Genomic DNA, 15,214 nt, shown 5'->3' on the forward strand with positions numbered 1-15,214 from the left:
CTTGGCAAGCGTTGATATTCACGTTCAAAAATATTCGATACGGCCACAAAGGTGGCCTCGGGGGCAGCAACTCCAGATCGGTCTGTTAGCAGATCCGCACGTTTGCCATCCATGGAGTCCATTGGAGTTTCTTCAGGAGGCGGTCGAGGTTTTGCAGGCAGAGCAGCCGGACTTAATTCTGCTGCTGGGTGACTATGAGGCTCATCTCCCGTTTTCCCAAAATCCCGCTGAGGCTGAGGTCGCCAATGTTCTTGCCGCGCTTTCAGCGCCCTTAGGGGTGTATAACGTTTTTGGAAATCACGATTGGCGCCAGGTGCGGAATGACCCTGACCGGTACACGAAACAGACGGTCTGGCACAACGTTTTTGAAAGTGCCGATTTACGCACGCTTGAAAACTCTTCGATAGACGTCGTGCATGGGCAAACGCCAATCACATTGGCCGGTTTGGGATCTCAGATGGCCTTTTGTCGTAGGTTCCGACGTCCTGTTGCCGGAAGGGACGATTTAGGCCAAACCTTGCGGCAAACCGATCCGGATCGTTTTACGATTTTGATGGCGCATGAGCCGGACGTCTTCGCCACACTTCCAAAGCATGTTGATTTGACTGTGTCGGGGCATACACACGGTGGTCAAGTTTTGCCGTTTGGGCGACCGATATATGTGCCGTCCAAGTTCGGTACACGCTTCGCCTATGGCGCGCACAATCTGGACGACCGATGGTTGGTTGTATCCCGCGGTTTGGGGTGCTCTGGCCTGCCATGGCGTTGGGGAGCGCCGCCTGAAATAACTATGGTTGAACTGACATGACCAAAGCTGTGATGATCCAAGGCACTGGGTCCAATGTCGGTAAGTCGATGTTGGTCGCTGGCCTGTGTCGCGCGGCGGCGCGGCGGGGGCTGTCGGTGGCGCCGTTTAAGCCGCAAAATATGTCCAATAATGCGGCGGTGACCAGCGACGGCGGCGAGATTGGCCGCGCGCAAGCTTTGCAGGCTTTGGCCTGTGGCAAGCCGTTGGTGGTGGACATGAATCCTGTGCTCTTGAAACCTGAAACCGATGTTGGGTCGCAGGTGGTTGTGCAGGGCAAGCGGCTGACCACGGTGAAGGCGCGGGAATACAGCAAGCTGAAACCTCAGTTAATGGAACTGGTGCTTGATAGCTTTAACCGTCTGAAATCAAAATGCGATTTGGTGATTGTCGAAGGGGCAGGTAGTCCTGCCGAGGTCAATTTGCGGCAAGGCGATATTGCCAACATGGGCTTTGCGCAGGCTGCCAATGTGCCGGTGGTTCTGGCGGGCGATATCGATCGTGGCGGTGTGATTGCTCAGATCGTTGGTACGCAGGCGGTGATTTCCGAGGACGATGCGGGCTTGATTGCGGGCTTTTTGGTGAACAAATTTCGCGGGGACCCAAGCCTGTTTGACGACGGCTATGCGATGATCGAAGAGACGACAGGCTGGCGCGGCTTTGGCGTGCTGCCGTATTTTGACGAGGCATGGAAATTGCCCGCCGAGGATGCGCTCGACATCAAGAATGCTGCGCGCGAAGGCGGGTTAAAAGTTGTCTGTCTCGGATTATCGCGGATCGCAAACTTCGACGATCTGGACCCGCTTGCACACGAACCCGGTGTGTCGCTGACCATGCTTCGGGCGGGGGAGCCGATTCCCGGAGATACGGATGTTGTCATTATTCCCGGCAGCAAATCCACGCGGGGTGATTTGGCTTTTCTGAAGGAGCAAGGGTGGGACGTGGACCTTGTCGCACATGTGCGGCGCGGCGGGCAAGTACTCGGGATTTGCGGTGGATATCAGATGCTTGGTCAGTGGGTGCGTGACCCTGCAGGCATCGAAGGCCCAGAGGGCGACACCGAAGGCCTGGGACTGCTGAATGTGGAAACCGTGATGACGCCTGACAAACGGCTGACCGAAACAGCCGCTGTTCACGTTGCCTCCGGCGAGGTGTTTCGCGGCTACGAAATCCACATCGGTCGCACCGAAGGCACCGATCGAGCGAGGCCGTTTGCGCGTGTGGATGGTCGGGAAGAAGGGGCCGTGTCAGTCGACGGGCGGGTCAGCGGAAGCTACCTGCACGGGATGTTTTGCGATGATGGATTTCGCAGGGCATGGTTGAAAGCTCTGGGAGCGACAATCGGGGACGCGGGTTATGACGCAACAGTTGAGGCGGTTCTGGATCGCTTGGCGGACCATGTTGAAGAGCATTTAGACGTCACAGAAATATTGGCGATCGCACGGTAGAGTACAGCCTCTCTGCAAGAGAAATGATTGTAAAATCAACAGTTAAGATCTGCGAGCTCTCAGGTCACGAACGGATTGGCCGTGGGCAATCTTGAAGGCCCGTGCGAAGTTCGCAGGTGACTGAAAACCGGTTGCGAGGGCCACGTCTCGAACTGGAAGCGACGTATCGGTCGCCAACCGCAAAGCCTCTTCAAGACGCATTTGCAGGTAAGTGGCTTTGGGCGATTGACTCAAGTGAGCCTTAAAACGCAGTTCCAGTGCACGCGGTGACAATCCGGCGTGCGCGGCTATATGAGGGATTGGAAGCGGGTCTGATATCGTCGCCTCCATACGCTCCAGCGCTCTGGCGAGACGCGGATTGCGACGCACAGGGCGCGGCGCAGAAGTGAGAGTTGGGCTGCCTGCAGGCAATGGATCATATAGAAACGCGCTGCCGACCCTGCGGGCAAGATCGGTTCCAAATCGGGTGCCAATCAAGTGCAGCATCATGTCGATGCACGGCGCCGCGCCACCAGAAGTGGCGAAACGCCCTGACACACAAAACCGGTCGCGCCGAGTGTTAACCTGAGGAAAACGTGTCGCAAAATCCTCCAGGTCTTCCCAGTGGGTGGTCGCGCTGTGGCCGTCCAACAGCCCCGCGCGGGCCAAGAACCACGGGCCTCCGTCGATTGCCGCGATTGTGGTGCCTTGGCTTGCGATCCGGCGCAAACTGGCCAGCAATGAAGGTGTTGCCTGCTCTTCTAGGCGAAAGCCCGCGACGACCAAAAGAAGATCACATTTGGAAAGCTTTGAAATCGCCGGCCCGGTGATTTTCAATCCGCTGGTAAGGGCGGCTTGCTCTCCGTTTGACGTGAAAAAACTCCAATCAAACAATGATTTGGATGCGCGCCTGTTGGCTGCCCGCATCGGGTCAACCGCTGCCGCGAAGCTGAGAGTGTTGCAGTCATCCAGCACAAGAATAGCTGTTGAAAGCGGCTTGGGGTTTGGTTGGAAGATCGACTGTGTTTCGGTTTTCATCACATAAATTACGTATATTCAAAAGTGATGTCGTGCAATCGCGATAGAGTGGCGCAAAGCAAAAAAGGGAATCGCCATGCCTTTGGAAATGAACCGCGAGGTTTTCATCACTTGTGCTGTGACCGGATCGGGCGGCACGCAGGATCGAAGTCCACACGTACCACGCTCGCCTGAGCAAATTGCCAACAGCGCGATCGCCGCGGCCAAAGCGGGTGCTGCGGTGGTGCATTGTCACGTAAGGGATCCGGAAACCGGCGCACCGAGCCGGGATCTGGGACTGTATCGGGAGGTCACGGACCGGATCCGCGACAGCGACACCGATGTTGTCTTGAACCTGACCGCCGGCATGGGCGGTGACATTGTGTTTGGCGGCGTTGAGAGTCCGCTGCCGCCGGTGGCAGGAACCGATATGGTCGGGGCAACAGAGCGGGTTGCTCATGTTGCCGAATGCCTGCCGGAAATCTGCACGCTGGATTGCGGCACGATGAACTTTGCCGAAGCTGATTACGTCATGACCAACACACCAGGCATGCTTCGGGCTATGGGAAAAATGATGACAGTTCTGGGGGTTAAGCCCGAGATTGAAGCTTTTGACACAGGCCACCTTTGGTTCGCTAAGCAACTGGTGAAAGAGGGGATTCTGGCACCCGACGCACTTGTGCAGCTCTGCATGGGGGTGCCTTGGGGCGCGCCGGATGACCTCAATACTTTTATGGCGATGGTCAACAATGTACCGGATGACTGGACGTTCAGCGCCTTTGGTTTGGGGCGCAACCAGATGGCTTATGTGGCTGCATCTGTGCTTGCCGGTGGCAACGTGCGGGTCGGGTTGGAAGACAATCTGTGGCTCGACAAAGGCGTGCTGGCGGAGAACTGGCAGTTGGTCGAACGGGCAGGCACCATCATCGAAAACATGGGGGCGCGGGTGATCGGGCCAGCGGCCGTGCGCGAGAAACTGGGGCTGGTCAAGCGGGCACCGAAGGGTGCGTAAAAGACCTTAGGGGGCATGCTGTATTGCGTCGGTATTGCGACTGTATCGCGACGGTGCAGTATGGGTGCCGGTCCGGCTGGGAGAAAGTTTGGAAATGACGCTTGGGAAATCCGCGATGGGCTTTTGGGCCGCTTTGGTTTTTGTGACCGGATGTCAGGACGCGGGTCCCCGAAACACGGCAGAGCGCGAAAAGGCGGCGGCGTGCCAAGCACAAGGCGGCACCTTCGGACGGTTGGGAAAGAAAGCGCAAGTTCCGATTTGCACCTTGCCCGAGAAGCCCGCCAGCGATGCCGGCAAAAGCTGCTCTGACTCAAGTCAGTGTGAGGCGAACATCTGTTTAGGTGAAACGTCACGTTGCGCCCCGGTCGTGCACGGCAACTATTGTGGTCAGACCATCCTTTCAGAAGGTCAGAAGGCTGAATTGTTGTGCGGGCATTTTGAGTAGAGGAAGCGGCCCGGCAGGGTTTTGGAAAGGGACGACATGACTAAAACAGCAGCGATCATTGGCGGTGGCGTAATTGGCGGCGGATGGGCCGCACGGTTCCTTTTGAATGGTTGGGATGTGCGGGTGTTTGATCCCGATCCCGAAGCACAGCGCAAAATTGGCGAAGTGATCGACAATGCGCGGGTGAGCTTGCCGGGGTTGAGTGATACTGCACTGCCGGCTGAGGGTGCGTTGACGTTTCACGACACGATGTCTGAGGCCGTCGAAGGCGCGTCGTGGGTGCAGGAAAGTGTGCCGGAGCGGTTGGAGCTGAAGCAGAAGGTCTATCAGACCTTGCAGGAGCATTGCGAGGCGGATGCGATCCTTGGCAGTTCTACCAGCGGGTTCAAGCCAAGCGAATTGCAGGGCTGTGCTAGCCGCCCCGAACAGATCGTGGTGACGCATCCGTTCAACCCTGTGTATCTGATGCCGTTGGTGGAACTGGTGCCGACGGAAAAGAACCCGCCGGAGATGGTGGAACGGGCCAAGGCGATCTTGAAGGACGTCGGCATGTTTCCGTTGCATGTACGCAAAGAGATTGATGCGCATATTGCGGATCGTTTCCTTGAGGCGGTGTGGCGCGAGGCGTTGTGGCTGGTCAAAGACGGCGTGGCCACCACCGAAGAGATTGATGAAAGCATCCGCATGGGCTTTGGCATTCGCTGGGCGCAGATGGGGCTGTTTGACACCTATCGCGTGGCGGGCGGCGAAGCAGGCATGAAGCATTTCATGGCGCAGTTTGGTCCGGCGCTGGAATGGCCATGGACCAAATTGATGGATGTGCCGGAGTTCACGGATGAGTTGGTCGATCTGATCGCGGGTCAATCAGACGCGCAATCGGGCCATATGAGCATCCGCGAGATGGAGCGCATTCGCGACAATAACCTTGTGTCGATGATGCGCGCGCTCAAGGCGCAGGATTTTGCATCTGGTGCTGTGCTCAACAAACATGACGTCAAGCTTTCGGCAGAGGCGGGCATGGTGCGGCGTGCAAGTGATATTGCGGATCCCAGTTTGCCAATTGTGACGCAACGCCGTGCGGTGCCAGTGGACTGGTTGGATTATAATGGTCACATGACCGAGAGCCGCTATTTGCAGGCATTTGCTGATGCCTCTGATCGGCTGATGGAAATCATCGGTTGCGATCAGGCCTATATCGCGACGGGCGGGTCGTTCTTTACCGCCGAGACCCATATCCGCCACATTGACGAGACCAAGCTCGGGTCTGTGATCGAGGTGCGTACGCGGGTTCTGATGGCCGAGGGCAAGAAGATGCACCTGTTCCATGAGATGTACGCGGGGGAGACCCTATTGGCGACAGGCGAACATATCCTTATTCACGTGAGCCTTGCGACACGCAGGCCAGCGCCGTTCAGCCCCGAGATTGCCGCCAATCTGGCAATGATTTCTGAAGCACAGGCCGGTTTGGCCGCACCTGAAGGCGCAGGACGTTATGTGGGGCAACCCCGTTGAACCGCGTCCTGATCACAGCGGGCGCGTCCGGTGTCGGTCGTGCGATGGCTGACGCGTTTCATCGTGATGGCTGGCAGATTTGGATCGCGGACATGGATGGCGTGGCTTTGGAAGCTGCGCCCGCGACCTGGCGCCGATCCAAGGTCGACGTGAGCGATGAGGTGGCGGTAAATGCCTTGTTTGATGATGTTCTAGAACATTGGGGCGGCGTAGACGCGCTTTGCGCAAATGCCGGTATCGCGGGGCCAACTGCGGCTATTGAAGATATAAAACTGCAAGATTGGCAGGCCTGCGTGGCGGTCAATCTGGAGGGTGCGTTTTTAGCCGCAAAATACGCCGCACCGATGATGAAGGCGCAAGGCGCTGGCGCGATTGTGGTGACGTCGTCGACCGCGGGGCAGTATGGCTACCCGTATCGCGCGCCTTATGCGGCCGCAAAGTGGGCCGTGATCGGTTTGACCAAAACACTGGCGATGGAGTTGGGCCCGTTTGGCGTGCGGGCGAATGTCATTTGCCCCGGCGCCGTGGAAGGGCCGCGCATGGAAGGTGTGTTGGCGCGTGAAGCAGAGGCCAAGGGTATGACGCGGGATGCGGTCTATGACGGCTATGCATCGGGAACCGCGATGGGGTCCTTTGTGGAAGGACGCGACGTGGCCGAGATGGCGGTGTTTTTGTCCTCAGACAAGGCGCGGTTGGTAAGCGGGCAGGTGATCGCCGTTGACGGGTTTACGGTGAACCCCGATCCCAAAGTGTAGGGGGCTTTGCCCCTGCGCCAGCAAACTGGCGCTACCCCAGGGTATTTTGGCCAGAAAGAAACGGGCACTTAAAGCAGTGTACCCAGAGACGAGGCATGTGCGGGGAATTGTCGGGCGGTGACGTCGGCCTGACGCACGAGATTGTCAAAATGTGCCGTAAAGCCTGAGACGCGTTCCGTGTCACGAAAAGCGAGATAGTTGCGGCCAAGATAGAGCACGGCCAGCAAGGGGCCGAAGACCGTTATCGGGCTGGAAAACAGCCGGTGCGCGTCAAACAGATAGAGCCGCATACGGGGATAAAGTTGCTCGGTGAGGTCGGCAAGCTGTTCAAGCTGACGTTGGCGGATGTGGCTGGGCAGGCCTTCGTAGTATCCGGTGCCGGTGGCAAAGGCGCGCATTTCGTGGCGCGGCAGGGCGATTTCATAGTCAGAATGTGAGGAGCGCATCCAATTCAGGCGGTCGCGCGAGGCGTTGATCGCCTGTTCGGTGGTACGCCCCAGATGGGCGGAGTATTCCCAGACCAGCATCTCGTCGGTTTTGAGCATGTCAGGCAGGCCAGCAGGCACGTGGCGGATCTTGTACCCTGCGGCTTCTTGGTGCCAGTCGAAAATTTGCTCATCCACAAGCGCGCGGGGGGCCTCGGTGACGGTCATTGCATTGGCGAGGATCGCGGCAGTGTTTTCCGGAAGATCCGTCAGCGACAATAGCCAGTCTGCCGATACACCAAGCGCGGCAGCGCATTCCCCCACCACTTGCGCGTTGGGCAGTCGGGCGCCTTTGTCCTTGAGAAGCTGCGAAATTGTGGACCGGTCCACACCAATGCGCCGGGAGAGTTCCGACTGGGTGATGGACGTGTCTTTCATCGCGGACCCAAGGCGCTGGCGAAAGCGGTCGGCACGCAGGCGTTTGTCGATAATTTCACTCATGCGGTGATAAATATCACAGATGCTGAATTTTGTTAATCACATTCAGAATTCCGCACATGGCTGGGGGCAGGTAACACGTTTGTGAGGGACTGGTATCACAGAAAGAGGACGGAATGGACACACGGCAACGGTCGGTGCTGAAGGCAGTGATTTGGAATGTGATTGGTTTGGCAACCATGGCGGTTGTGGGGCTGGTTGCGACAGGGTCTTTGGCGTTGGGCGGCAAGATGGCTGTGATCAATGCCGGACTCGGCCTGAGCATGTACGTTGTTTATGAGCGTATCTGGGCTGGTATCGGTTGGGGGCGTGCGCATGGCTGATCTGCGCAAGTCGACGCAGGTGGAGTGGCCTACCTTGGCCCTGTTTGTGCTTTGCTATGCGACATACGCTATTGGCGCCGTCTGGGCGGCGGCGTGGTTTTTGCCGCTGGGCATGGTGCTGACGATCCTGGCGCTGGCGCTGCATTCGTCGTTAAGCCACGAGGTTTTGCACGGACATCCTTTTGCTGCGCGGCTGGCCAACGAGGCGCTGGTGTTTCCGGCCATCGGGCTGTTCATTCCGTATATGCGGTTTCGCGACACGCATCTGGCGCATCATCAGGACAGTGTGCTGACCGATCCTTACGACGATCCCGAAACCAATTTTCTGGACCCGGCGCGCTGGACGCGAATGCCGCGATGGTTGCGGTTGGTACATGATTTTAACAACACGCTTTTGGGGCGCCTGCTGGTGGGGCCGGTATTGGGGCAACTGGCGTTCATGCGCTCTGACTTGCGCGAAATTGCGCAGGGCAATACGGCTGTTCTGCTGGGTTGGTTGCTGCACGTTCCCGCCGTGGGGCTGGTGGTCTGGTGGATGGCGGCTGTTGGGCAGATGCCGGTCTGGGCGTATGTGCTCAGTGCCTACGCGGCCTTGTCGGTGCTGAAAATCCGCACGTTTCTGGAGCATCAGGCCCATGCCAAGGCGCGAGGGCGAACGGTGATTATCGACGATCAGGGGCCACTGGCGTGGATTTTTCTCAACAACAATCTGCACGTCGTCCACCATATGCACCCGAGGGTTCCGTGGTATCGTCTGCCGGTGTTGTTTCGCGAGAACCGCGAGCGGTATCTGGCGCGCAACGACGGGTATTATTTCAAAAGCTATGGCGAGGTGTTCCGACGGTATTTCTGGCGCAGAAAAGATCCGGTACCGCATCCGATGTGGAGTGACAAATAGCGTGAAGCGCTGGGCATTTTCGCAGCGAGCGTGACATTCCTAAAGTTCCGCGCCATCAATACTGCCATGGAACTTTGGATCATCGCCTCTGTAGCTGCGGCCGCATTTCAGACCGTGCGTTTTATGCTGCAGAAGCATCTGGCGGCGGTGTCGCTGTCGGCGGCGGGCGCGACTTTCGCGCGGTTTCTGTATTCCGCGCCGATTGCCTGTCTGATCCTTTTGGTATGCGTCACCAACGACTGGATTAGGCTGCCGTCGCTGGGCGTTGCCTTTTGGACGTTCGGCGCATTGGGCGGCGCGGCGCAGATCACAGCGACGGTGTGCACGGTCATGCTTTTTGGGCGGCGCAACCTTGCTGTGGGCATGGCCTTTATCAAAAGCGAAGTGTTTTTCACCGTGCTGATTGGCATCGTCTTGTTGGCTGAAGGCGTGTCTGCCGTCGGATTTGCGGCAATCGCGTTGGGTGTGGCTGGCGTGCTGGTTCTGTCAGGCCCAATCGAGGCCAAGGGCAGCGGGTGGCGGCGCATTCTCAGCCCGTCGGCAGCCTTGGGGCTGACGGCGGGGGCGTTGTTTGGGGTGTCGGCCGTGGCGTATCGTGGCGCGTCGCTCGCGGTTGAGCTAGATGCCCCGCTGGCACGGGCTTTGGTGACGCTGGCAGCGGTGACCGCGATGCAAATGGCGGCGATGTGGCTGTGGTTGCGATTTCGCGAACCCGGCGAAGTGGGCCGCGTGCTGTCGGCATGGAAAAGCGCCGGGTTCATCGGGTTGACCAGCATGGCCGGCACGTTTTGCTGGTTCACGGCGTTCACGTTGCAGACCGCCGCCTACGTCAAAGCCGTTGGTCAGGTTGAGCTGGTGTTTGGCATTCTGGGGACGGTTTTGGTGTTTCGTGAAAAGATTAGCCGCCGGGAGTTTGTTGGCATGGCGCTTTTGGCGGGCTCAATTCTTGGGCTGATCCTGTTCGCTTAGTCGCGGTCCCAATCCGGCATGTGACCACGTAGGCGCAGGAAGTGGCTCGCCTCGTCGTTGTTGTTGAAGAATGGCACGTTTTGTGGCGGCTCGGGAGTGTCTAGACGTCCTTCGACTTCGGCCAGAACAACTTCGGTGATGAACGGCAAGTCAAACTCCCGCGCTTTGGCGAGGGGCACCCATTGCAAGTGTGAAAGCTCATCACAGGCGGCGGAAAAATCATCCAGATCGGTGGCGATGGCGGCAGCGTCCAGCAAGAAAAACCGTGCGTCAAAGCGGCGGGGGCGCCCCGGAGGCGTAATGGCGCGGAAAACAAATTGCAGTGCGTCGGCCGTCGGCAAATGGCCGGTTGCGGCGTAGGTCTGCCAATCTGCGGGCGGGGTGGCCTGCCACGCGCCTTGCTGGCCAAGGATCAGGCCGGTTTCTTCCCAAAGTTCGCGCACAGCAGCCACGGCGAGCGGATGGGCCAAGCCCGGATCAGATTGTTCGCCGAGGCGGGCCTGACAGATGCCGGGCAGGGGCGTCGCCAAATCAATTTCGGCGTCTGCTGCGTCGACAGCGCCGCCGGGGAAGACAAATTTGTTGGGCATAAACGCCGCCTGTGCGCCGCGCTGTCCCATAAGGATGTGCGGATCGGAAATGCGATCACGCAGCACGATCACAGTGGCGGCATTGCGGATTGCAGTTTTGTCGATGATCGGCGAGTCGGTCATAAGATCCCCTTTTGTCTTGGGGTCAGTATATGACGGATATTAAAATCCGTGCATTCTTCGTGCCCATTGAAACGCAACGACACACCCCTTTAGTCGCGGCAGAAGGTAGAGCGAGAGCGCGACACAGCCAACCGCAAAAACCGTGAACAAAATGAGGGGTTCAGGGCGCCACTTAACAAACGCGATATGCAAAAGCGGTGCCATCAAGTGGCCCACAATTAGAATCGTCAGATACGCCGGACCGTCATCGGCGCGGTGGTGATGCAATTCCTGTTTGCAGACCGAACAGTGGTCACGCACCTTAAGATAGCCTTTGAGCATGGGGCCTGTCCCGCAGTTCGGACATTTGCGTCGCCAGCCTCGTTTAAGCGCGGGTTTTAGAGGGCGATCTTCGTCAACGGAGATGTGGTTCAAGGCTTGGCTGGACTGGTCGGTCACGGAAATACACTCAATAAGATTAGGTCTGTTCGCACATCCAAGATGGCTGTGACCTCGGGAAGTTAAAAGGGCGCAAATGCGCTTGCGGCGCCATGTCGCAAAGGTCTGGTTATTGGGGTGATGCGTGCGGGACAGGCAAAAAACTAAGGCGTAGGCGAAAAAACTTTTCCTTTTGGCGACGGAAACGTGTGGGCCGCGCGTTCTACCATCACGAAACAGGCACAGAAACAGGCCCACGATAGACACAGGGTCGGTGCGCTCCCCTCGCGCATTTTCAAAGGAGACCGAAGACATGAAGAGTTCGTATTTTATTGGCGGTGTGATTGTTGCAGCCCTGAGCGTGACAGCGGTTGCGGCGTCGGCCAAAGAGGGCGGTAAGCACCGCCACCAGCGCGGCATGCAGATCACGTTTGAACAACTGGACGCCAATGGCGACGGCTTTGTCACATTGGAAGAAATGCAGGCCCACGCGCAGGCACGGTTCATGGAGCTGGATACCGATGGTGACGGCACGATCTCGCTTGACGAGTTGAAATCCAAGTTCAGCGAGCGGGCCGGCGAAAAAGCTGCGAAGCACGCGGAGCGGATGTTCACGCGGATGGACGCCAATGGTGACGGCAAGCTGACAGCGGAAGAGATGGCGCCCAAAGGCGATCGTGCGGCCAAGATGATTGAGCGCATGGACACCGATGGCGACGGCAAGATCAGCGCCGCCGAGTTTGAAGCGGCCAAAGTCGAGCGCGAAGGCAAGCGTGGCGAACGCCGTGCAAAAATGTTTGAGATGCTGGACACCGATGGCGACGGCGTGATCTCTAAGGAAGAGTTCGAGGCTGCCAAAGACGTGATGCGCGATGCCCGCAAAGGCAAGAAACGCCCCGGGTCCGGTCAAGCTGTCCAAGACAATTGAGCAGAGACGCGCTCCGGGCGGCACAGTCGCCCGGAGGCACTGACAGGATTGCAACACGTGACAACACAGGCTAGCCATCGGGATCATGACCATGCCCTATGACCAGCAATCTGACATCCCGGATGAGGCGCTTTTGGTGCTTTATGCCAATGGGGATGATGGGGCTGCGCGGACGTTGACATTGCGTCTGACGCCGCGGGTCTTTGCCCATGCGTTTCGTATGCTGGGCAATCGGGCCGATGCCGAAGACGTTGCGCAAGAAGCACTCATCCGGTTGTGGAAGATCGCACCGGAGTGGCGTCAGGGCGAGGCCAAGGTGACCACATGGCTTTATCGTGTGGTGGCCAATCTGGCGACGGACCGGTTGCGCCGCACGCGCGGTGTGGCGCTGGACGCCATCGCCGAACCGGAGGACGGTGCCAAGCCGGTCTCTGAGACGATGCAGGATCAGGCACGACAGACTGCGTTGAATGCGGCACTGAATACGCTGCCGGATCGCCAGAAAGAAGCGGTGGTTCTGCGTCACATCGAAGGTCTGGGAAATCCTGAGATTGCCGAGGTTATGGACATTAGCGTCGAGGCTGTGGAAAGTCTGACGGCGCGGGGAAAACGGGCGCTGGCCCAGGCTTTGGCCGGACAACGCGATGCATTGGGGTACACCGATGGCTGAGAAGAAAACGGAAATTGCACCATTGGCGGCGAGAGACGACGCCATGCTGGAGTCGCTCTTTGCAGTGGCCAAGGACGCACCTGCGGCCCAGCCATCGCCGGATTTCATGGCGCGCATGTTGGCGGAGGCAGAAGCGCTTCAGCCGGCAGCGGCGGAACTGGTCGCAGCACCTTCGCCGCGCAGCGGGCCGCTGATACGATTGGTGGCGATGTTGGGTGGTTGGCCATCAGTGTCTGGACTGGCGGTGGCGACAATGGCTGGGGTCTGGATCGGTGTGGCCGCAGGACCGGCCATGATGCAGAGCGATCTGGGAGCCAGCTTGCTGGTAACAACTGACGAAACATATCTCTCTGCGTTGGACGCAAGTTTTGCCTTTTTGGGCAACTGACGGGGACGCAGGATGAGACACGGAAAGGCGCAACGATGACGCAGACCCAAGAGAAAAAGCAACGCAAACCCTTGCGCGGATTGCTGGTGGCCTCACTGGCCGTCAACCTGGCGGTGGCAGGCGTTGTGGGCGGCGCGGTCTTGTCCCACAAGCGCTTTGACGGCGATGGACCCAAGGCAAGCGAGCGGTTTGGAACGCCCTATGTGCAAGCCCTGTCACGCGAGGATCGCCGTAAAGTTGGACGCGCCATCCGCAATAGTTATCGCGAAGAAGGCATCGGTGTGATTGGAAACAAAGCACTGTATGCGCAGACGCTGGAGATGTTGCGTGCGCCAACTTTTGATCCTCAGGCGCTCAGCGCGGTGTTGGCTGAGATTGACACCGCAGCCGAAGGGCGCCGGACCTTGGCGCGCGATCAGTTGGTGGCGCGGATCGAAAGCATGTCGCCTCAAGAACGCGCGATTTATGCCGACCGGCTGGACGAAGTGCTGCAACGTGGTCCGCAAAAGCGTCCGGGCAAACCTAAAAAACCTTAAGAAACTCTTGGACGGCCGCGCAGTTCAGGCTGCGGGGCGCGCCATTGTGACATTGTCGCGACCACAGGCTTTGGCGCCATAGAGCGCTTGGTCTGCAAGGTCGATCAATGTCGTGGCGGCGGCGTCGTTTGACGGCATCGCTTCGGCCGGAAAGTGGTCTGAATCGCTCTCGCTGCCCATGGTTACCCCGATGCTGATGGTGACCGGAATGCGCAGGTCGCGATCGCGCAAGTAGACTGGTGTTTTTCGGACGACATCACGCAAATGATGCGCCAGCTCTGAGGCGCTTTCAGGTGTGGCTCTTTGCATCACAATAAGGAACTCTTCGCCTCCGATCCGCGCGATCAGATCACCTGCCTTGACGGTCGCGCGAAGACGGCGGGCCACTTCTGCAAGCACGATGTCACCAGCCGCGTGGCCGTACTTGTCGTTCACCAGCTTGAAGTGATCAAGATCTGCCACCATCACGGCGAAACCTTGTCCCTGTAGACGGGCTTGGTGCGCGGTTCGCGCCAGTTGTGGCAAGGCATAGCGGCGGTTGTAGAGGCCGGTGAGCGGATCAGTCACGGCTGCGTTTAATCCGGCCTCAAGAGATCGCGACAAGCGATCCGTGAGCTTTTTGCGTTTGAGGATGACCGCAAGGCGCAGCGCCGCTTCTTCCGGGTCAAAATTGCCAACCATCACGTCGTTGGCCCCTAAGTCCAATGCATTCACCCGCGCGCTGTCATCTTCGCGGTCCAGCACCATCAACACGGCCGCTTGGCGTGTTGCGGCTCTGGCGCGGATCTCCGCGAGAAATCGCAGGCCTTCTTCGGGAGTGTCGGCGGTCACACCAATGACGAAGCCGTCGGGCACCGCAAAATGTGACATGGTTCGGACCGCATCGCTTATGGGGTCGGCGCGCATACGATAGGGCACGAGAGGTTTCAAACGGCGACACCATTTCAGCGCGTCCGCGCCGTCACAGGCGGCAAACACCAGCGCAGCGGGAGCGTCAAAGGCGCTGCTGTCTTCGGCAAGACCGGGAATGCGCTTCGCCGTTTCCTGCAGGCGTAAACCATGTACCGTGTCATGGGCGCGTTGCAAACAGCGGATACGCGCAAGAAACGGGCCCTCGCTGATAGGGGAGGTGATGATATCATCGGCACCAGCGCGCAGAGCAGCGAGTCTGTCGCTGCGGGAAAAGTCGCTGCCGTTCACGATAATCGGCAGAGCCGCGCCGTCGGCGGACGTTTTAACAGTACGGCAGAAATCATCACGCACCATGTCCGTCAGGTCGCCGCCCAAAATCACCAGATCCGGCGGTTCCGACCGGATCATCTCTAGAGCTTCCTGTGCGGTTTCCGCTTGCCGTGTGTCCATAAAACTGCCTGCCAGCCGTGCTTTGAGCACGCATCGGTTTGCAGCAATACTATCGACGATCAAAAGATGACCTGTCATAACGACACCTGAAAAATGGCAAACTGGTTTCCATCA

The 15,214-nt window shown here is 58.5% G+C and carries 17 protein-coding genes; 12 read left to right on the forward strand and 5 right to left on the reverse strand.

Annotated elements, in window-relative coordinates:
* The first annotated feature begins 1 nt into the window (after position 1).
* Together PG871_RS10015 and PG871_RS10020 are read left to right on the forward strand one after the other, a co-directional pair.
* Entirely contained in the window at positions 2 to 808 is an 807-nt protein-coding gene (locus tag PG871_RS10015; protein WP_270729031.1) for a metallophosphoesterase, read from the forward strand.
* On the forward strand, positions 805 to 2,253 hold the full coding sequence (locus tag PG871_RS10020; protein WP_270729032.1) for a cobyric acid synthase: 1,449 nt from the start codon (positions 805 to 807) through the stop codon (positions 2,251 to 2,253). Before PG871_RS10015 ends, PG871_RS10020 begins: the two co-directional genes overlap by 4 nt.
* Before the next feature lie 42 nt (positions 2,254 to 2,295).
* Here PG871_RS10020 and PG871_RS10025 read toward each other — a convergent pair whose 3' ends face one another.
* The gene (locus PG871_RS10025) at positions 2,296 to 3,270 is read right to left on the reverse strand and encodes a GlxA family transcriptional regulator (protein ID WP_270729034.1); all 975 of its coding nucleotides are present in this window, start codon (positions 3,268 to 3,270) and stop codon (positions 2,296 to 2,298) included.
* Between the two features lie 76 nt (positions 3,271 to 3,346).
* Between PG871_RS10025 and PG871_RS10030 the strand changes: the two genes are divergently transcribed.
* From PG871_RS10030 to PG871_RS10040, 3 genes are all read left to right on the forward strand, one after another.
* Positions 3,347 to 4,261, forward strand: a complete 915-nt coding sequence (locus tag PG871_RS10030; RefSeq protein ID WP_270729035.1) for a 3-keto-5-aminohexanoate cleavage protein — start codon at positions 3,347 to 3,349, stop codon at positions 4,259 to 4,261.
* Between the two features lie 481 nt (positions 4,262 to 4,742).
* The gene (locus PG871_RS10035; RefSeq protein WP_270729036.1) at positions 4,743 to 6,218 is read left to right on the forward strand and encodes a carnitine 3-dehydrogenase; all 1,476 of its coding nucleotides are present in this window, start codon (positions 4,743 to 4,745) and stop codon (positions 6,216 to 6,218) included.
* Positions 6,215 to 6,973 carry an SDR family oxidoreductase gene (locus tag PG871_RS10040; RefSeq protein ID WP_270729037.1) on the forward strand — a complete coding sequence of 253 codons (759 nt, stop codon included), beginning with the start codon at positions 6,215 to 6,217 and terminating at the stop codon, positions 6,971 to 6,973. Before PG871_RS10035 ends, PG871_RS10040 begins: the two co-directional genes overlap by 4 nt.
* 68 nt (positions 6,974 to 7,041) lie before the next feature.
* On the opposite strand, the gene PG871_RS10045 is transcribed toward PG871_RS10040, so the two are convergent.
* Complete coding sequence (locus tag PG871_RS10045; RefSeq protein WP_270729039.1) at positions 7,042 to 7,899, reverse strand: helix-turn-helix domain-containing protein; 858 nt, start codon at positions 7,897 to 7,899, stop codon at positions 7,042 to 7,044.
* Positions 7,900 to 8,012: 113 nt separating this feature from the next.
* Between PG871_RS10045 and PG871_RS10050 the strand changes: the two genes are divergently transcribed.
* The 3 genes from PG871_RS10050 (at position 8,013) to PG871_RS10060 (ending at position 10,086) form a co-directional block, all read left to right on the forward strand.
* A complete protein-coding gene (locus PG871_RS10050) occupies positions 8,013 to 8,219 on the forward strand; it encodes a DUF2061 domain-containing protein (RefSeq protein WP_270729041.1) in 207 nt (68 codons plus the stop codon).
* The gene (locus PG871_RS10055; RefSeq protein ID WP_270729043.1) at positions 8,212 to 9,117 is read left to right on the forward strand and encodes a fatty acid desaturase; all 906 of its coding nucleotides are present in this window, start codon (positions 8,212 to 8,214) and stop codon (positions 9,115 to 9,117) included. Before PG871_RS10050 ends, PG871_RS10055 begins: the two co-directional genes overlap by 8 nt.
* A 66-nt stretch (positions 9,118 to 9,183) precedes the next feature.
* Positions 9,184 to 10,086 (forward strand): DMT family transporter, encoded by a 903-nt coding sequence (locus PG871_RS10060; protein WP_270730857.1) that lies wholly within the window; start codon positions 9,184 to 9,186, stop codon positions 10,084 to 10,086.
* On the opposite strand, the gene PG871_RS10065 is transcribed toward PG871_RS10060, so the two are convergent.
* Both PG871_RS10065 and PG871_RS10070 read right to left on the reverse strand, forming a co-directional pair.
* Positions 10,083 to 10,799, reverse strand: a complete 717-nt coding sequence (locus PG871_RS10065) for an NUDIX hydrolase (protein ID WP_270729044.1) — start codon at positions 10,797 to 10,799, stop codon at positions 10,083 to 10,085. The two genes, PG871_RS10060 and PG871_RS10065, sit on opposite strands and share 4 nt — an antisense overlap.
* Before the next feature lie 39 nt (positions 10,800 to 10,838).
* Positions 10,839 to 11,213 carry a DUF983 domain-containing protein gene (locus tag PG871_RS10070; RefSeq protein WP_443020502.1) on the reverse strand — a complete coding sequence of 125 codons (375 nt, stop codon included), beginning with the start codon at positions 11,211 to 11,213 and terminating at the stop codon, positions 10,839 to 10,841.
* Between the two features lie 316 nt (positions 11,214 to 11,529).
* On the opposite strand from PG871_RS10070, the gene PG871_RS10075 reads away from it, so the two are divergent.
* The 4 genes from PG871_RS10075 (at position 11,530) to PG871_RS10090 (ending at position 13,738) form a co-directional block, all read left to right on the forward strand.
* Complete coding sequence (locus tag PG871_RS10075; RefSeq protein ID WP_270729047.1) at positions 11,530 to 12,144, forward strand: EF-hand domain-containing protein; 615 nt, start codon at positions 11,530 to 11,532, stop codon at positions 12,142 to 12,144.
* An 85-nt stretch (positions 12,145 to 12,229) separates the two neighbouring features.
* Complete coding sequence (locus PG871_RS10080; protein ID WP_270729048.1) at positions 12,230 to 12,814, forward strand: RNA polymerase sigma factor; 585 nt, start codon at positions 12,230 to 12,232, stop codon at positions 12,812 to 12,814.
* Positions 12,807 to 13,202, forward strand: coding sequence for a hypothetical protein (locus PG871_RS10085; protein WP_270729050.1), 396 nt, complete (start codon positions 12,807 to 12,809; stop codon positions 13,200 to 13,202). The genes PG871_RS10080 and PG871_RS10085 overlap by 8 nt, the downstream gene beginning before the upstream one ends.
* A 35-nt stretch (positions 13,203 to 13,237) precedes the next feature.
* Positions 13,238 to 13,738, forward strand: a complete 501-nt coding sequence (locus tag PG871_RS10090; RefSeq protein WP_270729052.1) for a periplasmic heavy metal sensor — start codon at positions 13,238 to 13,240, stop codon at positions 13,736 to 13,738.
* Positions 13,739 to 13,762: 24 nt separating this feature from the next.
* On the opposite strand, the gene PG871_RS10095 is transcribed toward PG871_RS10090, so the two are convergent.
* Entirely contained in the window at positions 13,763 to 15,178 is a 1,416-nt protein-coding gene (locus tag PG871_RS10095) for a diguanylate cyclase (RefSeq protein WP_270729053.1), read from the reverse strand.
* Between the last annotated feature and the right edge of the window lie 36 nt (positions 15,179 to 15,214).

Origin of the sequence: Shimia sp. Alg240-R146, assembly GCF_947331465.1 — a bacterium.
Classification (GTDB): Bacteria; Pseudomonadota; Alphaproteobacteria; order Rhodobacterales; family Rhodobacteraceae; genus Shimia.